Genomic DNA, 25,290 nt, shown 5'->3' with positions numbered 1-25,290 from the left:
GTCCTGATTAAAATGATGGAGGATTTTACTATTTCTCCTGGAATATGCTTTTCAGGTATGTGGTGTTTGCACCATAATTATATTTGGTATCGGTGGGTTTGCTGGCATCCCTGCTGCGTTCTATCACCAGCCATCCACTCCATCCCATTTCATCCAGTGTTTCCTTTATTTTATACAGATTGATCTGCGGATCATTTTGCAGCCATACACTGTCTTTATTGGTGGCGTGAATCATACATATACGGTCTTTCCCGAGGATCTTCAGTTCGCTGATCAGGTCGCGGCCTTCCTTTAACGGGTTAGAAAAGTTGAAATAAATTTTTATTCCGGGAGATGCAATTTCTTTCAGCAGCTTAACCTCCTCTTTTGCATCCAGGGCGGTTTCTATGCCAATTACCACGCCTGCTGCCGCAGCTATTTTACCAGCCACCTTTAAACGCTCCACTACGGCCTTTCTTACCTCCGGATTTTTCCGCAGGTCGCACTGTACGCCCAGCGGCAGGAACGCCGTTTTCACGTGCATAAGCTGCATGGTTTTGATGCAGTCTTCAATAGAGCGGATGTATTCCTCGCGGCCACAGAAGGACTGTGCATAGTAGCCCGTCATAGCCAGAGAGAATATTTCCACGCCGTTGTCACTGGCTGTTTTGAGAAAGCTGTTTCTAATGGAATCTGTCAGCAACTTATTGTCAAAGGTAGGCCTGTTGCCGAGGCCGCCCATGTCTACCTCCACACCATCGGCTCCCAGCTGTGCGGTGAGTGTGATGGCGCCGGCTTTCTGGCGCTTCAGCAGCATCAGGTCGATCAATCCGATTTTATACCGTTGGTTTTGTTTAGCACGCAGCGTGGCTGTTTGGAATACCGTTTCCAGTTGCTCAAAGCTTTTCACTGCATGTGCGGGTAGTTTTTCGCCATGGTCTCCAAATACGTACATGGCTTGTTCCGGCTCAATGGTAATACCTGTTTCATTGGCTGAGCCACCGGCATCAAGGATAGCAGCGGCATTAAGCCCAAGTTCCTTTGCCATGAATTTATATACAGCGGTGCGCTTGTTAATTCCGTAGTCGTGCTTTTCTTCCAGCAGATGTACATTTTGTATGTTCCCCTTTTTACCATACCAGTCATATATTTTCTGCAGGTAGCCCAGGTCGTGCTCCGGGAATTTATCTGTCCAGTCGCCTCCATCGCTCACCACGAGTTGCGGCCGCGGCGCAGCCATAGCAGCTATTTCCACGTTATCGGTTCTGCCGCCGCAGTCATGAACGGGCATACCGCTTTCACAGGGGCAGCCACCATAAAAGTAACTGGAAAGGGATACCACCGGGGCAGATACGGTTATTCGTTTATCCAATGCTGTTAGCAGGGCGGTGTGGGTACCACCGCCGGAGCCACCGGTAATGCCTACACGCGACGGGTCGGCAGGCTTTAAGGACAGCAGATAATCCAGGATGCGTATGCCTCCCAGTACCTGTATGGTCATGGCGAGGCTACGGCGGTGGTCTTCCGGTTTGAATTGCAGCAGCGATTCCCCCCAGGCAAACAGGTCGTAACTAAAAGCCATGGCGCCCATTTTGGCGAAGGCAGCGCAGCGCAGCTGGCAGTCGGCCCGGTAGCGTTGTTTTTCCCAGTGGCCTTCCGGATTCAGGATCACGGGAATTTTACCACTGTATTTAGCAGGTTTATAAAGCGAGCCATTTACCCATACGCCGGGAAGTATCTCCAATGCAACGTTTTCAACGGTGTAGCCATCGAATTTCCTGACAGGTGTTGTGATGGGCGCGGCGGCTGGTGCAGCCGGCAGTGGCGCGAGTTGCAGGGCCTCCATCATGCAGGGTTGCAGCTGTTGCCTGCGTTGCTCCCATTCAGATAAGTTCTGGTATTGGGCTGCTATGCGATCCAGCTCTGCCCAGCCTTCGGCCACCGGCCAGCGGTAGTACTCGTAACTTCCCAGTTTGAAACTGGTTTGACTTTCCTTTTTCACTTTCATTTCCAGTGGCTGTAAAATGTTGCTCAGCGTGACTTCCACGTCCGGCCGGTATTTCCAGTCGGCATAGGTCACCCATTTACCGGCAATGGCCGTATCGGCATATTTGATTTTCACCTGGTATTTTTTCTCTATTTCTGATAGCACCTGCTTCAGTGGTTTTCGGTATTGATCGTCGGAATTCTGTGCAGCGGCGGGTTTCAGACAAGCGAAAAGTACAATTGCGGTGAAAATATATCTCAGCATAACATCAGGTTTAATTTATTCTTCGTTGGCATTAGTGGCATCGTCCGGGTGGATGCCTGGCCATTGTTCGTTTACGATTGGTTTAAGTTCCAGCTTCGCCGGATCTACGACCACATGTTTAATGCGTTCCCGACGCCATGTGTACACGATGTGCACCAGGCCGTCGCTGGTTTGAATTACGGACGGATAGGAATACTGGCTTACCGGTGAGTCTTCCAGCACCAGTGCGGCACTCCAGTTCCTGCCATCTTTTGAGATGGCTACATTCAGCGGTGTCCGGGCGCCTTTCCCGTTTTTGAGTTCAGGTGCGGGTTTCACGTGGTTGTATACCAGCAGCTGGCGACCGTCTTTGAGCGTAACAGCGTCTGTACCGGAGTTGTTATTAGGTAAGGTGGAGGCAGTCATCGGACTCCAGGCTTTACCGTGGTCCGTACTCCAGCTTTCGTTGATGGTTCGGTTTTTACTGCGACACATGATCTGCCAGCGGCCATCGGCGTAGGTTAGCAGAGAGGGTTGTATGGCGCTCACGGTTTTACCATCGTTGAGTGGTCCCGTTTTAGTCCATGTTTTGCCATAGTCGGCGGTGATTTCCAGATGTGCTCTCCAGCCGTCCTTTTCAGTGCTGGACGGACAAATGAGCTTACCATCCAGCAATACCGGCTTGTTTTTAATGGGGCCTAAAAAGCCTTCCGGCAGGGCTTCCCGCTTACTCCATGTTTTACCATTATCGCGGGAGCGCATCATCCAGCCTGTCCAGCCGGCTACATTCGGACCTATTTTATAGAAGAGCAGCAGTTCTTTTTCCGGCGTATAATACAGAACCGGGTTGTAGCAGGCGTGGCGGGTGGAATCGTTTAAAACGCCATCGGCAACCATAACAGGGCTGGTCCATTGACCGTTTTTAAAGTGGCTGGTCCAGATGCATACATCTTTGAAGCCTTCCTTCGTTCCGCCAAACCAGGCGGCCACTAAACCTTCCGTGGTTTCGGCGATGGTGGCTGCATGGCTTTCCGGGAAAGCGGCCCTGCGGAAAATAAATTCATCTCTCACGATCCCTTTTCTGAAACTAAAATTGCTGCGCAGGTTATATGTGCCGGATTTCAATTCCACTACCGCGTATCTGCCTTCCATGCGAAGGAAACGTACGCCAGTGGCTTTTTCCAGTGGCTTATTACTTTCTGTGATGCCTGCCGGATCATTGGCGGGGATATATACTGTTGCCGAAGTATTAGCAGGAATATTGATTTGCCAGGCGAATTGCTGCGGGCTCTTTTTCCAGTTGCTACCAACTGTACCAGAAGCACTTTGGTAGGTGGCGTTTACAAAATCAAGTCCGTCAATGTTTTCCGGTTTCATCACGAGGTGCTTAAAGGCGATGGCATTATTGTCTGACTTGATACCTGCCAGGTTTTCGTATAGCCATATGAGGTAGTCGCCCAGCAACATCACATGATTTTGTGAGTTCATTTCCGGGTTGGCCGTATTACCGTTCCACAGCTCCCAGATGGTGGTGGCGTCATTTTTTACCATATAGCCCCAGCTGGGATAGGTATCGTTGCTGGCGAGGGTGAAAGCGATATCACTGCGCCGGAAGTTGCTGAGGCCCCGAAGCAGCCATTGGGTACCGATTACACCGGTGCTGATATGCATTTTATCGGTGATCTTGATCTTGTTATACAGGCTGTTGAACACGGCTTCCTGCTGGCCATCCGGCACCATACCGAAATAAAGCGGCAGCAGGTTAGCGGTAACGGTGTTATTGTCGTAGTACTTTTTGTCTGCGCGGTAAAACCTGTTATTAAATGCATTGCGTACGGAATCACGCTGTTGTTGATAGTCCGCTATATCTGCTTCCTGGTGGGCAATGGTGGCAAAGCGTTTCATCATACCGAGGAGATAATAATAGGTAGCGGTGGACAGCAGTTGCCCGTTGGTGGTACGTGTACTGTCTTTAGCATGAATACTTGTGAGGTTTTCAGGTGGCACGCACCAGTCGCCATACTTATCCTTGGTCATAATACCATTTTTCAGGTACATGTTTTTCATATAAACCATCCACTTTTTCATGGAGGGATAATGGTGGACGATGGCCTGCTCATCGCCATACTGGCGGTACAGCATATCGGCCACCATGAGGTAGGTACCCGGCCAGGTGATGTTATCCGAGTAATACCGCCAGTAGGCAGGTGCTACATCGGGGATGGCGCCTTCCGGCGTTTGTGCATCTTCGATGTCATTGAGCCATTTGGCATAGAGGGCGGCATTGTTAAAGAGGAAGGCTTCTCCCCCTGCGCCGGTGGCACGGTCGCCCAACCAGGGCTGGCGTTCATTGCGTTGGGGGCAGTCCATCGGCATACCTTTGTAGTTGGAGGCAATACCCCACCAGGCATTGTTATGTACGGCGTTGATGATGGAATCTGAGCAGGTGAACGTGCCGGTGGTAGCCATATCATCGTAGAGTACCTGTCCTTCAAAATCTTTGATGGTGGGCGTTCCGGGGAAACCACTCACTTCCACGAAGCGGAAACCATGGTAAACGAAGGTGGGTTGCCAGGATTCGGGGCCACCACCTTTCAGTGTATACTTATCCGTTACTTTCGCGTCGCGGAGGTTGGCGACGTAGAGTTGTCCGTCGGATTGAAGGCTTTCTGCAAATCTGAGGGTCAATATGGTTCCCCGCTTGCCGTTGACTTTAATTTTCAGCCAGCCCGCGAAATTCTGGCCCATATCCAGTATATATCTCCCTGCCCGCAATGGCTTAATGGATACAGGTTTAATCGTTTGCATCACCTTCACCGGCGGGATCATTTGTGCAGTGAGCTTACCGGCAGGTGCCTCCACCAGTTCGGGCTGCAACCAGGTATGATCATCAAAGCCCGGCTGCTGCCAGTTGGTCCATGCCCTGGTGGCATCATATTCTTCGCCGTCGTAATCGTTGTTGGTGCGGATAGGTCCGTCTACATTGAGTTTCCACGACTGATCGGTAGCCACTATCTGTTTATCCCCATTGGCATATTCAATTTCCAGTTGCAGCAGTAATTTAGGGAAGCCATACGTGGCGTGCTTAGCGGGTTTATAATTCTGCCGCATCGTGAAATAGCGGCCATTGCCCACCACGGTGGATATTACATTGGCGGCTTTGATATCTCCCGTAACATCAAAAGTATTATAGAGCACTGTTTTATTAAAATCAGTAGGCGCCGGCGTTAGTCCGTAACTATTGATGCGCTTACCGTTGATATTCAGTTCATACACACCCAGGCCGGAAGCATACACGGTGGCGCGTTTCACAGGGCCTTTTGCCGTAAATGCTTTTCTGAAATAGCGGGCTGACAAACGTGACCACTGAGAAATACTATCGAATGGAGAAGCATGGTCATAGCCGATCCATACCGCTTTCCAGTCGGTATCCCGCAGCAGGCCCATACTCCAGGTAGCTGCTGTACTCCAGGCAGTTTGCCCTTTATTGGTCCATGATTTCACTTTCCAAAAACATTGTTGCCCACTCAGCGGCTGTGTTCCTGCATAAGGAATATGCAATGTAGCGTCAGACTGCACTACACCGCTGTTCCAGAGGTCGCCCTGGTTTTTGTCCAGCAGGGCTTGGGAACTGGCCACCAGCACCTGGTAAGCCGTTTGCTGCACATCCCGCTGCGTTGATTGCAGCTGCCAGCTGAGGCGTGGCGCTGTAACATCAATGCCCCGGGGATTGCGGAGCGATTCGCAGCGCTGCTCCCGGATGGTTACCTGCGCAGATACCTGAATGGCGCATAAGAGGCAGGCCAGCAGTAATGTCAATTGGAAGGTTACTTTTTTCATTTACCGGAAAAATCAAAATATAAAGTCATAGATAAAGCCCGGGATGGCTCTTTTTCATAATCGTAATAAATATTCTTCATGCCCATTGGCCCGGTGGTTTCATTCCGCTGTGTTTTAGTGCCGATGCTGCTTATGCCCTGCAAAAACGAAATGTCACCAGGCGGAAACAGCGGCTCGTAGTTATGCCACTGGTCTGTTTTCCAGGCTGGTGTAAACAGGCGCAGAAAAATATTTTCAGTAGCACTCACCACTTTAAAACTATTGTCCTTCATATGAAACTGCGCCCAGTAAAGGTTGGCATGGTAGCCTTTAAATTCCGGGTATACCCATGGGTACTCCCCTGTTTCAGTGTTGTTATACGACTTATTCCAAACGCCCAGCTGTACACCTTTACGGCGGTTTTTCCAAACGCGGTAGGGCCCATCGCCCATATAAGTCACGCCGGTAACGGCTGTTTCTGGAAAATTAAAACTTGCTCCCACATAGTTTGAAAAATAGGCCGCAGGAAAATAGTGCAGGTCTAATTTGATCCATCCAGATGGGTAAATCGTCCAGCGGATGGTATTATAAGCCTCTTTTTTATGGAAGTCAGATTCGAGTATCAGCTGCCCGTTTTCCTCGCGACGCGATAATTTAGCAAAATTATTTGTCCCTTCAACAATTATAGGACCAGCGGCAAAAGGTATATCACCTTTTGTATTGCTCACTGTGGTGAGTAGTCCGCTATTCATATTAAATGTCAGCTTAACATCTGACACAGCTATGGTGAGCAATGAATCCTTTTGGGAGGTGCTGATTGTATTATTGCCTGAAAGGGATACTATGTCCGCTGCTACCTGGGCAGGGCGGCGTATTGGGTAGGTATGTAACGTGAGCTCACGGTCATGGCTATCCCAAACCTGTAGTTGTAATACATCGTAAGTGCCCCAGTCCGCCGGCAGGTTGAGTTGCAGCGCACTTTGCTGCAAAGGGGCTATATCCGGAGCTGCTGCCGTTCCACTTTTTGTTTGCCCGGAAGCCAGTCGTCTGAGTGTCCAGTTAAATTTACATTGTTGGAGATTTGTATAGTGGTAGCGGTTCTCCAGTGTAAAGCGGCCATCGAAGCCGGGTGTAATTTCTCTTCTCCCTATATATACAGGACTCCATATTTCCTTAATACTGTAAAAGCTGGCTTCCTTTTCGTGGTGCGGGCCTACGATGCCATCGGCGCCGCGTTGCTTATCGGTATCCAGAGAGTCGTGCAGGTCCTTCCGGAGCACGCCCTGATCGGCGAAGTCCCAGAGGAAACCGCCGGCGCTAAGCGGATCATGCCACATCTTCTCCCAATAATCTTCCAGGCCTGCCCCATGCCCTCCGTCAAACTGCCCATGGAGGAACTCCGTTGGCATCACGATCTCGGGGCCGTCGTTGTAGTTACCAATGCCGTAATTGTATTCGCGGTAATGCTGCGTTTCGATACCATTAAATAACTCCCAGGGGTGCACCAGTGGCCGCTGTTGCGGGTCCAAGGCGTAAAACAGGGAATCGAGGTCGCGGTTATGACCACCTTCATTGCCATTGGCCCACATAACAATAGAAGGATGATTGCGGTCGTGCTGCATCATTTCCTTCAACAACTTAGTGCCGGTAGGCGTATCGTAGTGCCCATGCCAGCCTGCCAGTTCGTCCATCACGAAGAGGCCGAGGGAGTCACATGCATCCAGGAAATGATCGTCCGGCGGGTAGTGACTCATACGAACGGCGTTCATGTTCATATCTTTGATCAGCTGTACATCTTCAATGCTGTTGCGGCGACTCAGCGTGCGCCCGGTTTCCGGGCGGAAGGAATGGCGGTTCACGCCTTTCATTTTTACCTTCACCCCATTTACGTATATGCCATCCCGTTGTTTCAGTTCCACGGTGCGGAAGCCTACATGCTCCGTCACATTATGTTGCAGTTGTTTGTTTTTATATAGGGAGAAGGTAACGCTGTAGCGGTAGGGAGCCTCGGGATTCCACAGCACAGGCGAGGCAAAGCGGGCATTCACCACAAATCCCTCCTGGGTTTTATGGCCGGTGGTGCTGCCAAATACCTGATTGTTGTGGTCGTAAATAGTGGCTACCAGGCTGTCGCCCTGCGGCGTAGCTGCTACAGTTGCGGCAAAGGAGCCATCCGCTGCCGCATTGATACTTGTGTTACGTATATGCGTAGCCGGTAGCACCTCGAGCCATACCGGCCGGAAGATGCCGCCAAATATCCAGTAATCACCGCGGCGCTCCGCCGCATTTACTGACTCATTTGCGGAATGCTTGTCCACTTTCACTTCCAGCATATTCTTTTTGCCGTAATGCAGTAATGCAGAAATGTCGTACTTAAAAGCATAGAAGGCACCCTGGTGTATAACCCCGGCTGATTTGCCATTGACCTTCACCGTAGCATCTGTCATTACCCCTTCAAACACCAGGTTGATGGTGTTGCTTTTCCAGGACGCGGGTACATCAAAGGTATATTTATATAAACCGGACTCCTTACCACGCATGCTGTCTTTTGCAAAGCCGTAGTTGTATTTTCCAAAGCCCTGCAGCTCCCAGCAGGATGGCACAGGGATGGTTGTCCATTTACCGGCATTGCTGCCGGCAGTGCAGAAAAATTGCCAGTTGACGGCATCATCGCCGCCAGTACCACTGAGATATACTTTCTTTGTTTGTTGCGCCAGTGCCGGCAGCAGCAATATTTGCAGCGCTATAATTAAGTACCCGAATTGTTTCATAGCTTTCCTGTAATAGGCTGCAGCACAGGCGCTGCGGCCACCTTTTTACCATTTACCCAGCAACTGAATCCTTTCCCTTTCCTGTATTTACTACCATCCTTGTCCCAGATGATGGTAATATACTTGCCGTGATATAATACGTTATCCAGGCAAAACCAGTCCCAGGTGCCTGCTGGCAGCAAGGGATGTATGGTCAGTTCGTTGCCGGCAGCAGGCCGCAGGCCTACCAGGCCGGTAATGATCAGGTCATTAAAAGTGGAATGATTGTAATAGCGGCTCCGCTCCTCATCTCCTTTCAGCCAGTAGCCGGTTTTCTCATCGAGATACTCACCAATGTAAGGGTGGCCACGGTAGTATTGCGACTCCACATAAGTTTGCAGTAACTTAAAATAGTTGCTGTCCGCAATATGGGCGGGCTGCCCGCTATTCAGCACGCTGGCCAGCGCCGTGAGCGTTTGTGCCGTAGCAAAGGGCCACACCGCGCCATCCCATTCACATTTGCAGCAGCCATGACTCCTAAACGCCGGGTGACTCCTATCAGCAGTCGTGATACCGAAAGGTGCACAAAACGTTTTGGTGTCCGTTAAACTGCGCCAGGCTACGTTGTATGCGGCATCAGGCAGCTGAAAGTACCAGGGAATAAATCCGATTTCTTCCTTTACACCGGAGAGCGTGTCTGCCTCCTTGAGGACTTCAAAAAACTGATGCTCGCTGTTCCAGAGTCTGGATTGCACCAGTTGTTTGATGGTATCCGCTTTGCGATTATACAGCGCGGCTGCATCTGCAAACCCGACCAACGCAGCAATGGCAGCCAGTGCGCGGGCATTGCCATACATGTAGCTGTTGACAGACGGGCGGGCATTCTTTTCCTTGCGGCCACCACTAATAGTTTCTTCCATCGCATCCCGTACGTCATATTGCCAGAACAAGCCGGAAGGCAGGCGGCGCTCCTGTTCCCAGGCACTGTAATCATTTTGCAGGTCAGGCAACAGGTCCTTTACAAACGCTGCATCGTTGTTTACCAGGTAGCGATTGTATATGGCGTCTATATTCCAGCTGCTGTAAAAACGCAGCTTTTTCATAGGCCCGCCATTGTTGCCCCGGTACCAAATGTGCAGGTTATCATTCATGTACTGCGGATGATGCAGCCATCTTGATTCGTAGATATGGTGCCCTAAGGCACTGGAAATGAGGTTATACTTATCCGCGTAAGAACGCTGGATGAGGAATTCCGTGAATACATAACCCTTCTCTGTATGCTTGATATGCTTGCGTAAGGTCCACCAGCGGTAGTAATACAGTTCCTCAAAATTCTGCTGCGGGCAGTCAAAGAGTGGGATATTCTGCTGCATCCAGGCCCAGGCACTGTCGTTCGGAACTGCCTGTCTGATATTTTCGTCCTCCATGGTATTGAAGTACGTCACGTAGTGTTGATAGTCTGCAAACCGCAGCACCATTGGTTTACCGGCGTATTTTGACTGTGCGGTTACCACTCCGGATGCCAGCACCAATGCAACAAGTATTTTCTTCATCATGGCCGGGTGTTTGTTTTCAGGTAATGAACGAGGTAACGAGCTTCGGGAGCTTTGCTGTCCGCCTGCGGTAGGTCATAATCCTGATCCGTTGGGGTATCTGCATCCGGAAACCTAACGGTAGGCCCTGTACGAAAAACAATGCGATTCACACTCGCCACCGGAGCAAAGTAAACGTTCAGTTGAGGTTTGGCATCATTTATTCTAACCGTGTAAAAGCGGGTAGCGGTGTTCAACTCCAGCGTAATATGCAACTGCTCTCCAGCTTTGTATTTACCGACGCTGCGGTTTCTGTAGCCCTGCTTCGTATATACAGTACCGGTAGAGTCCAGCAGCAAACGCAGGCAGGGAGTACCTTTAGGATCGGTAACTTCAATTTCCAGGGTACCGAGGTTGGTTTGTTGTGGTGTGAGGCCGAAGGAAAGTGTTACTTTCCTGGCTTCCGGAAATACACGTTCGGCTTTGGCGTAATCAAAAGGGTCGCTGTCCGACAGCGACAAGGCCCCACCATCCATGGCTACCCTGCACCAGAGCGGGCTATAAATATTCCAGTAACGGAGTGCCTGCTCAGCCGGCATATCCGCAAATAATTCCTGCACGTCGGTGGTTTGCTTGTCCGTAACAGGCACCGGTATCCTGCTAATCCATATATCCTCCTTATTCATGCTGTAAGTCACCCACATATTGCCATCCGGCGGATGGCCATCCATTTCCTGGATGCCCCTTACATACTGGGGACCGTAGCTTTTATAGGCACCGCCGTAACGCAGGGTTGATATCTCCCCGTTAACCAATAAAAGATTGGTATAGTTTAACCCATCCGCGCTGGTACTAACGGCCAGGGGCCAACGAAATTCAGAAGGGTTGTATACGGTGGCATACCTGCCATCAGCAGTACGCTGCCCCCAGATTTTGGCATTGGCATTCACAAAGCCGGGAGCACGGGTGGGATTATATTGCCACGTCTGACCTTCGTTATTGGAAATGCTGGTGAGCGCATATTTCCAGAGGCCTACAGCGCGACCATCTGGCAGATGGTAATAGCTGAGTGCTTTAAAGTCTTTTTTCAACGGGATCAGTTCATCGTTCCTGTCCGACTCTTCCACCATCTGCTGCATGAGCAGTCCGTTATGCAAAATCTCTTCACAGGCGGCAACCAGATTTTTGTCTTTAGCCGATTTATAAAACGGGTAGCTGGTATTTTTTTCGTTGAAGTTATGGTTGTAACGAAGGAAATAAACCGGCCCAAAACTGCCATCAGCCTTAATTTCCCGGATCACGCGACCGATACCATTACCATCGTTGGGATCATCCTTTTGACCCAGCACGATGCCGTAATAGCCCAGGGCAAACAATCGATTGGATTTGGAAGTATAAAAGCCAATGCGCTGGTGCATTACGGCGAGATTATTTTTTGCAGTGTCTGTACGGCCTGGTTTTACAAAGCCATCGGGGATTTCATATTCCGGAAAAATAACGACGGGCGTATGCCAGTGGTAGCCGTCCTCCGACCACTGCAGCAGCGTTCTGCCGGGCGGCACATGCTCTCCCACCGGATTGCTGAGGTATTCCAGGTAAAAGCGATGGTTCCAGTAGGCCAGCATGGGTGCGTGGTTGTAGGTCCAGCTGCTAACGCCGGTATCCGCTCTGTTGGCCCGCATGGTTTGGATATTATGTACGCCAATGGCCGGCGACAGCTGGCCATGGTGGTAGTCTACATTTGATAACGTTGTTCCTGTATACCGAACCGTATCCTGCGCAGTGGCCAGTAACGGCAGCATACACACGGATAGCAGCAGGTATCTGTTGCTGATCAGCTTCATGGTTTTCCGAGTTGTTTCAACAGGTCTTTAACTACTTTCTTTTTTACCGGCACAATGGTACCGTGCTTATGGCCTTCCGGTAAATCGATTTTATGTGTGGGCGGCTGAAATGTATGGAAGTCCTTTGTTTCCACGGCCTCGTATGTTTTTTTGCCATAGGCATCGTAATAGATCAGCCATTTATTTTTGAACTTTACTACCGACGGGCCTTCCGTGAGCTTGTCCGTAAACGGGGCGGAGATATTGGTCCATGGCCCCAGCGGGCTGCTGCCATGTGCTACCTTCAGGTCACGCTCCGGGCGGGTATTGTCTTTAAACACCAATACATATTTGTTGTTGGACTGCTGCACAATAACGGCGTCGATTACACTATACCCCGGATCAAAGAAGCGTTCACATCTCCCGTAAGCCCTTAAATCCTTTGTATGTGTGTAATACAGCCGGTGGTTGTTACTGTCCTCCTCCAGCCCTTTTGGAAATTTACCGGGAATGCAGGCGGCCCAAACGATTTTGAAATCGTCCGCTGTTTTATCATAAAATAGTTCAGGCGCCCATACATTCACTGCTGCTGTTTCATTCATAATCGGCAGCAAACCCTGCTGCGACCAATGCAGCAGATCTTTGGAGCTGGCATAACCAAAGCCTTTATCACCGCGCCAGCTACTGGTCCACACGAGGTGAAAGGTACCGTCAGGGCCCTGCACCATGCTTGGGTCACGCATCACTTTTTGGTGGCCTACCGCCGGTTTCAGGAATACGGTATCCATATCCTTCCACGTATAGCCATTGTAGGAATACAACAGCCGAAGTCCGTCTGTAGCTGGTTCGCGAAAAGACGTGAACAGATAAGCCCGCTGCGAGCAGGATGCGAGGGTGGTGAGCAGGCACACCAGGAAATATATCAGCTGTTTTGGCATATAGGCAGACATTATTTTTCCAGCACAAGCACCCAGTCGTTCCCATTTTGCCTGCGCGCAGGCGGTGTGTACGGGGTAATGGTGGCCCTTTTATTCAGTGTGGCTTTGGTGTATTTACCGTTGGAAGGATCGTACCAGGAGGCTTTCCCAACAACAAACCCCAGCCTGGACTGATCTACTTTGAAGGGCGCACCTGTAAACGTATATACGTAAGCGTAGTCGTTTCCTTTGGTGGCCACCAGGTGGTCGTATTTAGTACCAATGTTTTCCGGCAGCAGCTCCTGCGCTGGTTTTCGATCCAGGTAGGAACGGGACAGCAGGAGGTTTTTCAGATATTGCATTTGTGTGGCACCCGGACTCAATACTGCTTTTTTCCATTCCATATTTACGCCGTAGTTACCATCCGTATCGCCAGAGCGATGAAACTGCATCACGGCATTTTCGCCATAGGTAAATCCGGTACCTCCTGCAAATACGCTCCAGTAGCCGTACCGGCGAAGGTCGGCCGCCGTCCAGCGAACTTCCAGGCTATCATGCAGGCCGTGCGGAATATTTTCATAGGAAGGTTCTCCGTCCAGCACCGGTTTGGTGGGCTGCAGGTGATAATCGATGTCGATGAACTTCCAGTTATCTTCTCCAAAATGATTTTTATCGCTGGTGCTGGTATCCTGCGCGTAATTACGATGGCCGCTCTGGAACATATTAAAATCCAGCCACGGTGCGTCATGAAACCATTCAGAGGAAGAATAGCGCCCTCTCGGATGGTAGGTTACCAGGTGATCCGGATCATTTTCCTTAATCGTTTTTCCCAGGGTTTGCCATACGTCCATACCTTCTGTGGCGCGGATATCACCGCCGTTCATCCAGATGATGTTAGGTTTGCTCCCATATTTTTCCGTCAGGAACCGGGCGTAAGTGGCAGCCTGTGCAGCATTTACATAGCCCGACTTCACATTGCTGCCCCATACCGGTACCAATGCGATATACATGCCGCGTTTGGCTGCCTCGTCGATCACAAAGCTGATGTGATTCCAGTAGTTATTTTTGTTGGTAGTAATGTTGGGTTTGGAAACATCGCCATTGATCAGGGCGGAATCCCCATAGGCATTTTTTGCCTTTCTCACATCATGCAGCACCATTACCTGGATCACATTAAACCCCTGCTGTTTGCGGGTATCAAGGTATTTCACGGCCTCTTCGCGGTTGCATTTCACAAACAGCAGCCAGCCGGTATCACCCAGCCAAAAGAAGGGTTTACCATCTGACGTAACTAAAAAGTGTTTATTATCCGAGACCTTTAGCGGTAAAGGTGTTTGCGCTTGTAACGTATACGCCCACACGCACAGTCCTGTCAGTAGCCATTTTTTCATATCAGGATATCAGATTTTTTTCAACCACAGCACCCAGTTACCATTGGCAGGTTTGTTCAGCTGTATGGTTTTACCGGCCTGCACAGTTTCTTTGGAAGACTGCAGTTCACCGGTAGTAGTATTAATCCAGTAAATATTATATCTGCCGTTAGCCCTGGTGAGGTCGGCAATAATGCTATTGTTATTGGTGTACACTATCATGCCCGCATCTCCCGTCAGCACCCATTGTCCATCAGTGGTAGCCTGCGGATGCATGGCTGCAGCCGCTTGCAGGAAGCGCTTGTCTTTTGCCGGCACCACCGGCAGCGAGCCGCCGGCCATCATTACCGCCCAGCCGAATTTGTCCGAGGCATCCGCAGAATAGATCACCGCTTTGTCCGGGCATTTCAGTTTATACTCCAATACGGCACGGTAAACCTGTTCGGCGGAGGTACTCTTTGGTTTCAGGAGTCGCGCATGCTGCCGCGGTGCCAGGCTTTGGCCTCCCTGCGGCGTATAGGCGGTACCGTTTGCCTGATAGTACCAGTATCGGATATCGATTACATCTATCAGGCTATTATACGCAGGGTCGTCCAGTATTGCATCCTGTACATCCCTGGTGGTACTGAGGCCTATCAGCGGTCGCTTCCCGTTTTCGGCTTCCCAGCTGCGAATGGTGTTGAGCCAGAACTGCACAAAATGCAGCGGTCCGGTAAACTCCTCACCTATCAGCTGTATCACGCCGGTGTTATCGGCGAAATTGTTGAGGCACTGGCGGATGTACTGCTGGTGCAGGGTACGGCGTACCGGATGGGCGGTGTCGTAAAATTGCTCTGCCATAAATATGCGCTTATCGCCGGCATAGGGCACCGGTTCGGGGAATCCTACGTTGTTGATATTGTTAGCTGTGCGCCAGGGGAAATCCGCATAGTGTGCACCGGCTTCAATGATGTTATGTTGAAAATACATCTGGTGCACTAACAGCAGCCCGCGCTGATCTGCGAGGTCAGCATATTGTTTGAGGCGGCTCCAGTACCAGTGGTTGTATTGGGTGAGGTCATATTTGCTGAGTCCGTCCCAGGCGGTATCACGGCCTGTTCTGGCAAAAGGAAGTTCATAGAAGGGCGCCCATACCTCTGCGTCCATGCGGCGGATGCGCTCGTGATCATCACGGCGGCGATCGTACCAGAGGCCATAGTTTTGTTCCACTGCTACGGTGTGGGTGAGCAGCATGGTATCGGTGAGGGACACGAGATCGTCCGTCCATCCGCGGCCGTTGCGGCCGGGCACAAAGCGGGTGATAGCGGGACCTGCGGCCAAGCGGCCATAAGTTCTGGCATTGCCATTCCACCAGGGCACGCTGATGCGGCGGCCGGTAGCCAGCGCATCATTGCTCACCAGCCAGCCGTGCTGCAGGTGGATAGCAGCGGTGGTAGCGGTGGACTTCTCTGTAGCAGGAATGTTTACCAGCTGGTCAATAGCTTTGCTGCCAGCGGCATTTACAGGAATATAATTGCGCTGCGGCGCTTCGTAAATAAATGCTTTTAATGTTTTGGTGGGTGTGGTGGCTGCCTGTGTTAGCTGGGCGGCCGTGGCAGCAGAAGGACTGCTGCTCGCATCTGTTTCAATGAGCATCAGTTCGCGGGAGATATCGGCCACGCGTACACGCTCTTTTAATTGTTGATAATAAAGACTTCTGGGTTCAATGCTATTGTTGGATTCGCCCCAGTAGCCATTGCCGGCAAACTGGCTCCAGGAGCCGAGTGACCAGTTTTGGGCTGTGGGCGGTGCATAGCAGTCGATCCGGGCGGCACTGCAATTCCACAGTACCGAATTGGCAATATTCCAGCCGGCGCCTTGTCCATCCTGGCCGCGGTTCATAAAACTGATCGCATTACCATCTACATACACCACATCAAACAACACACCGGAAGCCCAGCTGTCCAGGCCACCGCTGAAGCTGTAAGGGCGGCTCGACTCACACTGCACAAATGCATTGGGACCGGCGGCACAAAATCCCGTTACAAAATCATGGATACCACCTTCGGCATAGCAGCGCTGGAAAAGGGTTTGCTGGCCTGCTGTAAAAAAAGTATTTCTTCTCTCCCCACCTATTTCTGAAACAGGTTTTAGGGAGATGCAATCTTCCACTGTGATGCGCGACGCGTTTTCGTAAAGTGCTACGGCGCTGCCAGCAAAATGTGAAAAGGTTACCTGACGCACCCATGCATCCCTGACATTATCCATGGAAACCGCCATCCAGCGGTGATCTTCATCTTTAGGATTAGCTGCAGCAATGGTAGACACCAATTGCAGGTTTTCAATACCACAGTTATGAACACGCCCCTGCCAGCTGAAGGTGGCCAGCGTGGCGTATCCATATTTTTTCTCTATAGCTGTAGTAATCGGTGCATCAATGGATATGGTATTATTACCGGTGTTTGTAATCGTTCTGATCCAGCTGATATTGCGCTGGCCCGGTTTCCATCCCAGCGAGGTGATACCGCCGCCGAAATGTTCCATACCAAGATCTGTGATCCAGGCCTGGGTGCCCGGCCGCGTAATCGCGGCGAGGTCGCCGGTGCGTAACCCCTTGTGCGACGCTACGTGTAGCGTACGTGTGTTTACCGGCGCATAATCATCTGTAATGGTGGTGCTATCTAACATCACTTTATCATCTTTACCCAGTATACGAATCAGCGTTTCCCGCCCCTGACCGGCGCCGGTGATAATGGTACCACCATCAGCAAAACCGCTGCCACGGAGCACTACACCGCTCGTATGCAGGAGCAGGCTCCCTGCTACGGTATAATTTCCCGGCTGCAACAACACAGCGCCCCGCCAGCCTTCTTTTGACAGCGGCAGTTTGCTCACATAGTCGATAGCCGCCTGGATACGGCGGGTAGCATCACCGGATTGCAATGGCACCACCACTTTTACCGGTACATCCGGAATGCTATCCTCACCAGCCTTGTATCCGCTATAGGAAAAGTCCGGAATCCGGTTACCCAGCGAATCCGGAACATATTGCAGTTTGCCTTGCGCGAAGGCAATCGGCGGTACGGGCTTCAGTTTCTTCTGGGCATCAGATGATTCAGCTGATAGCAGGCAGAGGCCCGCTATCAGCGCCAGTTTCTTTCTAAATAACATGCACACCTTTATCATTGCTCTGTAGAATCTGCTTATTTTGCCGGCGTCACATTAGCCAGCTGCACCACGCTGTTGAGGAATTCTTCAATATTCGTATAGCCGCTACCGGATTTTGAAAATTGTGCCGCATCGGCTGCATTGTTCGGATTCAGTCCTTTCTTTTTTTCGTAATCGTCCGGCATACCGTCGTTGTCGCTATCCTTATAGGGCGTGCCTTTATAGTCCGGGTAACCACCTACCTGGCCTGGATCAGTGATAATACCAATTTTATAGGAGTCCAGCGGTAAACGGCGGTGTTTAAACTGTGTTTCCGGTGGTGTCACTTTAGGGTCCCAGGTAATTTTGCCGGTGGCTACATCATTTACGATGCGGGTATCCACCGCGTCGCGGCGAGGCAGCGTAGCACCGGCATTGGCAAGCACGTATTGCTTCGCTTCTTCTGCGGAAAGGATGGTGATTTCAGCCATGGGTAATGGTTTAGACCATTTTATTTTTGACATGTATTCACCTGCGTTATTTTCTTCTTCTACCTGTACCCCACCATTCCAGTTATTCTTCGTGATTTCCGGATAGCCATCCATAATGTTGCCATTCACGTAGGCACGGCCATATACTTTATATTTCAGTTTACTACGACCACTTTCCGGTTTCAGGATGCGGTGGCCTACGTTATTTTTAGGTGTTGCCGGGCCTGGCTTGAAGTAATTATTGATGATATTGAATTGTGCGCGGTAATCGCCGCCATCAATGCTTCGGTGCACCCAGTTGAACACTACGTTGTTAACGAAGTTGAACACGCCGTTCCAGCCTACGGAAGGATTACGGCCGGCATTATTAGCCCAGAGGTTACGCATAAACGTACAGTTTTCACCGCCGAGCGTACTGCCAAAGGCGTGGTTCCAGGTGTCCAGTGCCTCCCCGAAGATGGAGTTCTGAATGGTGATATTTACCGTTGGAAATTTATCTTCAATTTTTCCGGTGCTATCGTTATACATATGCCGGTACATACTCATGTTCTCGTCCAGGCCCCAGGTGGCGGATACGTGATCGATCATAATGTTGCCCACCGGGTTGCCACCGATGGCATCATCTCTTCTGCCTACCCAGGTTTCACCACGGCGGAAACGCATATAGCGGATAATTACATCGTGGGTGTTGATCCACACACTTTCTCCGGCAATGCAAACCCCGTCGCCCGGTGCTGTTTGGCCGGCAATGGTGATGTAAGGCGCACGAATCATCAGCGGTGATTTGAGCCGGATGATGCCTGCCACATTGAATACGACAGTGCGTGCTCCTCCCTGTTCACAAGCCCATCGTAAGCTACCGGGCCCGTCGTCATTGAGGTTGGTAACTACATACACTTTACCACCGCGGCCACCGAAGGAGTATTTGCCACCGCCTTCAGCGCCCGGAAACGCGGCCACTTCCGCCTGCGGCAGTTCATCTACACGAGATGCCCAGGGGATAAATGGTTTACCATGACTAGCCTCCTCCTGGATAACGGGCCAGGCGATGGCCCAGGCTGAATCAGAGTGAGCGGTAGCTGCTTTCATCAGCGAGTCCGCAGCATGCTGTACATCAGCAGGAATTTGCGGATACTGTGCTTTTACATTCGATGCAACACATAAACCAACAGTTGTCATCAATGCCAGGCGGAGAACTTCTTTTTTCATTACGACTGTTTTCATTTCACCGGAAGATTGTGTATTCGGAAAGATATTAATTAGCGTTCTATTTTTACATCTACGTTTATATAACTACTGATCGCCGGAGAACTGCCATTGGCGTAGTTTACGCTCAGGCAACCTGTTTTCCCGGAAGCTGTTTTAAAGAACACCAGGTTACCGGATGCCAACTGTGTAATCTTGTTACTGGTACCGGATGCGAGATTTGTTTTCGCGGCTGCTCTTAAATCTCCCCCAGATAATAATTTATTAAAAGCCGGACTGGTAGCCTTTTTCATGATAGTATTATTTTTTGTCCAGCTGGTGAGATCATAAAAAGGAATTTGCCCCTGCGGTGCACTGAGTGCATACAGGCAGAATTTCAGGTCATCAGTAGTAGATGCAGAGGCGGTACCGGTGGTATCATACATCAACCCGAAATCTATTTTCGCCGAATTAGCCGCACCGGTGGTATAGCTGAATACCTCACCGGTAGTAGCTGCCATATAGCAGGTATTGGTTTTGGCGGTAGTATCAGGCACCCGCAGCATACGTACGGTATAGTAGTAAAAGTCAGGATTCACCGTGATAGTGATATCCTTTGACCCAATGTAGGTACCCACAGAATCATGTGCTACAATGCGGTACAGGTAGGTGCCATTGATGGTATCTACCATGATTTTTTTAAGCGCGCTGTAGCTGGTCTGCTGCGCTTTCAACGTATCGCGTACCACGAATCCGGTTTGATTTACCGGGTTTTTCTGTATGCCTACATACTTCATCACCCGCTGTGTATTAATAGTGAAGTCGAAGGTGATGCTATCCCCCGGATTCACGGCCAGGTCACCGGTTACGGCTTTTTCCCCACCGTTAAGCGTTACAGTGGCGTAATTGCCATCCACAGGCGCTACTTCCTTTTCACAGGCAGAAAAGATTCCTAAAATGCATGCGGCACCTATTAAATATTTTTTCATCATCATGCTGTTTTACAGTGATCGATTATTGGTAAGGGTCGAATGTACCGCCAGACCAGCCATTGGTTTGCTGGATGGCAGGCGTTCTGGTAAAAGTGTTCGGTAACGGATATACGTAGTATTTATCCGGTAAACTGATCGCATCGGAACCTTCCAGCGATGCAGCGGTCAATTGCAGTACCCTGCTGTAGGTAGCCGGATTTTGCAGGTTGAGGGTATCCCTTGGTTTAATGCCGGAAGGATATACCTTGTCCAGGTAAATTTTAGTAGCATCCGGATTAGTACCTCCTGTACCACCCACGTAGGGGCTAATCGGCGAGGGAATGTACGACTCACGATTAGTGATCAGTGTCAGGTTGCGGGTTCTTCTCAGGTCGTGGTAACGCATGCCTTCAAACGCAAATTCAATTTGTCGTTCGTTGAGCAGCAGTTTGCGCATGGCAGCCATGTCGTTAGCAATGCTCAGGCCATAATCATAAGTCCCTTGCCTAATACCGGCACGCTGGCGGATTAGTCGCACCATATCTTTTGCTTCCGACAACTTACCCGTTTCATTCGCACATTCTGCCAGGTTAAGGATCACTTCAGCGAAGCGCATTTCAATCCAGTCCATCCCGCTGCCGCCACCACTGTTAGAGTTATACGCTGCCTGCGCGGCACTGATGCTGGGGTTGCAAAGGCGTTTACAGTAAAATCCTGTTACAATCGTAGATGGCGATTCTTCCACTACACCTTTGTAGGTATATTGTATTCTGCCCGACTTACCACTTAGTGGCCATACATCTCCATTATAGGAAATAGTTGCTTTAAACCTCGGATCGCGGTTGTTCCAGAATAATACGGGATCATAACCCGCGTTGGCATCTGTGATTGGCAAACCGTTGCTCATGGTGTAAGCTTTTACCAGGTTCCAGGTAGGCTGGTTAGAACCGCCCCCACTCACCGTTTCAGAATACGGACGGGTTACCTGCTCTGTATTGGTTCCCAGGTCCTTGGTGGTGGTATATTTTCTAACAATGAGTATTTCCGGATTGTCTTCTGTTACAAAGAGGTCGCCGTAATTCTTGATCAGGCTGTAGCCATCATTTACACAGGCTGTATAAGCGGCCTTGCTGGCGGTGTACGCATTTTCCCAGCGCGCCGCATCATTACCGATATTAAACTGTGGGCTCGCCCAATACAGGAGGACTTTTGCTTTTACAGCCAATGCAGCAGCACGGGTGGCGCGACCAATATCGTTACCGGTCCATTTGGCCGGCAGGTAGGCAGCTGCTGAATCGCAGTCCGCCGCTATCTGCGCCACACATTCACTGGTTTTACTACGCGGCACCTGCAGGTCATCTTCCGCCTGCCCCTGTGCTCTTAACACCAGAGGCACTCCTCCGTACAGGCGTACCAGGTTGAAGTACGCGTATGCACGCAGGAAATAGAACTGCGCCTTCAATGTATTCCTGGCCGTCTGCGACAGCGTTTTACTGGAATTAATACCTTCAATACCCGTATTACAACGGCGGATATCCGCATAGCGATTGGCGGTGAGGCCGGAGGAAGTACCGATATCTGTAACAGAATTCTCCGTGAGCCGGCCATACATGAAATCCGCGTTGATATTATTTGTTTCATCGGAGGAATTGTGAATACCGCCAATGGTAGGCCATTTCGGGATAATCATTGCGTAGGCCCTGTTCAGATAAAGCCCCACAGCGCCTTCGCTTTCCCACATTACCTCATCTTCAATTCCGTTTGGATCTTCAATTTCAAAGAAATCTTTGTTACAGGACGTCAGTAGCACTACAGCGCAAATCCCTGCAGTAGCTATAGGCTTTATGATATGTTTGAGTAATCTCATATTCGTAGTTGTTAACGTGCGTAAATGTCGGTTTACAGACTGGCTCCAATACCTACAGAAATGGTTCTGAGGGTTGGGTAAGATGCAAAGTTGCTGGTGTATGGATCTTTGTACTTATATGGATTTACGATGTTCCAAAGGTTAGTACCCGTTACCATCACTCTCAGGTCCGGAATCTTCCATCTGTTGACGAGGTCCTTCGGCAGTGAGTAGGACAATACAGCGTTGTTGATACGGCACTGGGTACCATTTACAGCCCAGAAAGTAGAATTCTCCTTGATCAGCGGTGCATCGGCACGTGGATACTTCGCGTTAGGATTCTCCGGTGTCCAGTGGTCGTTCCAGAAAGACGGCGCATTTTGGGTAGTGGTAGGCGCTTTCTTGGCTTCTGAATCATAGAAGGCTTTACCGCCTATGGAAAGGTTCAGGTTCGTTTGTAGCTTAAACTGTTTGTAAGTAACCCCGAGCGTAATACCAAAACCTACAATCGGTGCCGTGCGGTCGTACATGATGGTTACATCATTGTCGTCGATTTTGCCGTCATGGTTTACATCCTCATAGTTCATAAAACCTACCTGTGGCTTCTGTCCACCGATGGTATAGTTCGGGTTCTTCGCGAGGATTGCTTCTATCTCATCCTGTGAACGGAGTATGCCGGTGGCAATGTATCCGAAGTTGTTGCTGTTATAGATTTTAGGATTTTTTCCGATCGGGTTCTCGATACCATCTTCCCCAAATAATCCCAGTGCGGCAGGACTATAATACTGCTGCAGAATCATGCTGTTGGTAACGGCGAAGTTCACATCCGCGGAAAAGCCCCAGTCGCGGTTAATATTATCGCGGTAGCCGATACCAAATTCTGCACCATAGGCGATTGCCCTGCCGTAGTTTTGCACAGCCGTGATCAAACCGGAACTCATAGGCACTACACTCACATCCAGCTGGTTGAAGGCATCATACGTGTAACGGTGGTAGAAATCGGCGGTGATATTGAGTTTTGATCTTAACATGGAGAGATCAAAACCCACGTTAATCGTACGGGCTTTTTCCCAGGTAGCTTCCGGGTTAGGATAAATACTTGGGTCCAAACCATTCGTGAAGGCATTGCCAAAGAGCATACCGGTGGTTTGGGTAAACCTGTTTACATAAGTTTTATTGGATACACGGTCTTCTCCTACTACCCCCATCATGGCGCGTAATTTCAGGTTATCGATGAAGGTAACGTTGTCTTTAAAGAAATCCTCTTCACTCACTCTCCATCCCAAACCTACGGTAGGAAAGAATCCCCAGCGCTTGTCCGGTGCGAAATTGGAGGAGGCATCCATACGGCCGATGAACTCAACCAGGTATTTATTCGCGAATGTGTAGTTCACACGGCTGATAAAGGAACGTTTTGCAAACTGGGTCGCCTGCGGGTTACGGATCACGGATTGCAGCGTAGCCACAGTGGTTGGATCATCGCTGAATGCCCAGAATTCATCCACACCCATTACCAGTTGTTTGGTTTTGGTAAGGAAGATATTACGAGCTTCCGCCTCGCTCTGGTCCACTGCTACCAGCACGCCGATGTCGTGCTGACCAAACGATCTCATATAGTTTAGGGTACCGATCAGCTGATAGCTGCTGGAAATGGTAGAACCTTCTGACAGCTGGTCGTTATTGGTGATGGTCACCCACGGGCTGGTGGCAATAATGGAATCCGAGTACAGAAGACCGTTATTGCTGTAGCCTGTTTTCCAGACGTTGCCTACCTGGTAGGTTGGATAATATTGCTTGTCCATGTTATTGCGGTTCAGCAATCCGAACTGAACTCTGGCGGACAGGCCTTTGATGAAATTCGGTTTATATTCCAGCGAGGCGTTGGTGCTGAGGCCCTGTGATTTATTACGGGTGTAGTTGCCTGAGTTCAGCAATCCGAGCAGGCTCCAGTTGCCCGGAGGATTGGGCCCGTTAAACGGTACAGGAATGCCCTGCACGGTTACCGGCACCCATTTAGGCGTCAGGTAGAGAGCTCGGATTGTTTGGTCGTCTGTTTCGGCGTTGGCACCTTTAGCGGTACCCCTGTATTCCTGGTTGAAGTCGGAAGAGAAGCTGATGTTAGCCGTCAGGCCGTCGATGATTTTTGCATCAATCGTACCGCGCACGCTATATTTTTTCACTTTGATATCGCCGTAGTTACCGCCTTCATCGTAATAGCTGCCGCCGGCAAAAAATGTAACACGGTCGGAACCGCCTGACACGTTGAGGGTATGGCGCATTACGTTACCGGGTTTCCAGAACTCGTCGTACCAGGAGCGGTCGGGCATTGCTTTCAGCTTTTCCAGGTCCGCATCGGAGAAGCGGTTGGAATAAGCGGAATTATTCGCTTCCCAGCCGTCGTTGAGCATTTTACCGTGTTGGTAAGGCGTCATGGTTTTAGTTTTCACCGCTTCAGTGGATTGTCCGAGGTAGCCATTGTAGGTAATCCTTGGTTTGCCGATTTTCCCTTTTTTGGTAGTAATGAGCACCACACCTTTTGCACCGGCAGCACCGTAAATGGCCGCGGATGCGTCTTTCAGGAAAGTAATATCTTCAATCTGGCTCGCATCCAGGTTCTCGAAGAAATCCGGGTTGGGAGACTGATTATAGGTGGTAGGGTTTACAATGATACCATCGATCACGTACAATGGTTGTGTGGTGGATGCCGTAGAACCGGGGAAGGTCATGGCGTTACGGATATTAATGTTGGTAGTAGAACCCGGCTTACCGGAGGAATAACTTACGTTTACACCGGGTACCCTGTTGATCAGCGCACTACCCAGATTGGCCACTGGCAGGTCTTCTACTTCGGAGCCTTTAATGTTGGCGATGGCGCCAAGGAGGTCACCTTTCTTTTTGCTGCCGTAACCAACTACCACTACTTCGCCCACGCCTCTTTCAGAAGGCGACAACATAATAACTGCGGGCAGGTTGGAGACTTTTGTTTCATAAAAAGTATAACCCAGGTGGGAGATCATTACCACTGCTTCCGCAGAGGGTACCTTAAGAGTAAACTTACCATCCGGGTTGGTGGTGGTAGCGATGGTATTGTTTTTTACCCTTACGGTGGCGCCCACTATCAGTTCGCCGGTTTTCTGGTCCTTGATGGTACCAGTAATGGTCCGTTCCTGCGCGGCAACATGTAGCGTGCTTACCAATAACAATAGTAACAGCAACGGTTTAATGAAACGTATGCAATTCATTGGCGTTCG

The 25,290-nt window shown here is 50.2% G+C and carries 12 protein-coding genes; all 12 read right to left on the bottom strand.

Going from position 1 to position 25,290, the window contains the following annotated elements; genetic code table 11:
* Nucleotides 1–28 precede the first annotated feature (28 nt).
* The 12 genes from BUB18_RS29960 to BUB18_RS08710 are packed head-to-tail and all read right to left on the bottom strand — an operon-like array spanning nt 29 to nt 25,281.
* Complete coding sequence (locus BUB18_RS29960) at nt 29–2,230, bottom strand: sugar phosphate isomerase/epimerase family protein (RefSeq protein ID WP_073079977.1); 2,202 nt, start codon at nt 2,228–2,230, stop codon at nt 29–31.
* A 15-nt stretch (nt 2,231–2,245) separates the two neighbouring features.
* Nucleotides 2,246–6,049 (bottom strand): family 78 glycoside hydrolase catalytic domain, encoded by a 3,804-nt coding sequence (locus BUB18_RS08760; protein WP_073079975.1) that lies wholly within the window; start codon nt 6,047–6,049, stop codon nt 2,246–2,248.
* Nucleotides 6,046–8,799: a glycoside hydrolase family 2 protein gene (locus BUB18_RS08755; RefSeq protein WP_073079973.1), complete on the bottom strand. Its 2,754-nt coding sequence runs from the start codon at nt 8,797–8,799 to the stop codon at nt 6,046–6,048. The genes BUB18_RS08760 and BUB18_RS08755 overlap by 4 nt, the downstream gene beginning before the upstream one ends.
* Nucleotides 8,796–10,334 (bottom strand): MGH1-like glycoside hydrolase domain-containing protein, encoded by a 1,539-nt coding sequence (locus tag BUB18_RS29830; RefSeq protein WP_073079971.1) that lies wholly within the window; start codon nt 10,332–10,334, stop codon nt 8,796–8,798. Before BUB18_RS29830 ends, BUB18_RS08755 begins: the two co-directional genes overlap by 4 nt.
* Nucleotides 10,331–12,154 (bottom strand): sialidase family protein, encoded by a 1,824-nt coding sequence (locus BUB18_RS29825; protein ID WP_073079969.1) that lies wholly within the window; start codon nt 12,152–12,154, stop codon nt 10,331–10,333. Before BUB18_RS29825 ends, BUB18_RS29830 begins: the two co-directional genes overlap by 4 nt.
* A complete protein-coding gene (locus BUB18_RS08740) occupies nt 12,151–13,071 on the bottom strand; it encodes a glycoside hydrolase family 43 protein (protein ID WP_073080452.1) in 921 nt (306 codons plus the stop codon). Before BUB18_RS08740 ends, BUB18_RS29825 begins: the two co-directional genes overlap by 4 nt.
* Before the next feature lie 11 nt (nt 13,072–13,082).
* Nucleotides 13,083–14,441 carry a glycoside hydrolase family 140 protein gene (locus tag BUB18_RS08735; RefSeq protein ID WP_073079967.1) on the bottom strand — a complete coding sequence of 453 codons (1,359 nt, stop codon included), beginning with the start codon at nt 14,439–14,441 and terminating at the stop codon, nt 13,083–13,085.
* A gap of 9 nt (nt 14,442–14,450) precedes the next feature.
* On the bottom strand, nt 14,451–17,570 hold the full coding sequence (locus BUB18_RS08730) for a DUF6298 domain-containing protein (protein ID WP_073080450.1): 3,120 nt from the start codon (nt 17,568–17,570) through the stop codon (nt 14,451–14,453).
* Between the two features lie 32 nt (nt 17,571–17,602).
* A complete protein-coding gene (locus tag BUB18_RS08725; protein WP_073079965.1) occupies nt 17,603–19,246 on the bottom strand; it encodes a polysaccharide lyase in 1,644 nt (547 codons plus the stop codon).
* 50 nt (nt 19,247–19,296) lie between these two features.
* Complete coding sequence (locus BUB18_RS08720) at nt 19,297–20,211, bottom strand: hypothetical protein (RefSeq protein ID WP_073079964.1); 915 nt, start codon at nt 20,209–20,211, stop codon at nt 19,297–19,299.
* Between the two features lie 25 nt (nt 20,212–20,236).
* Nucleotides 20,237–22,060 carry a RagB/SusD family nutrient uptake outer membrane protein gene (locus BUB18_RS08715; protein WP_073079962.1) on the bottom strand — a complete coding sequence of 608 codons (1,824 nt, stop codon included), beginning with the start codon at nt 22,058–22,060 and terminating at the stop codon, nt 20,237–20,239.
* A 32-nt stretch (nt 22,061–22,092) separates the two neighbouring features.
* Complete coding sequence (locus tag BUB18_RS08710; protein WP_073079961.1) at nt 22,093–25,281, bottom strand: SusC/RagA family TonB-linked outer membrane protein; 3,189 nt, start codon at nt 25,279–25,281, stop codon at nt 22,093–22,095.
* Nucleotides 25,282–25,290 lie beyond the last annotated feature (9 nt).

Origin of the sequence: Chitinophaga jiangningensis (genome assembly GCF_900142605.1) — a bacterium.
GTDB classification, from domain to species: domain Bacteria; phylum Bacteroidota; class Bacteroidia; order Chitinophagales; family Chitinophagaceae; genus Chitinophaga; species Chitinophaga jiangningensis.
Note: the sequence above shows the minus strand (reverse complement) of the source record. Positions and strands in the feature narration are given on the sequence as shown.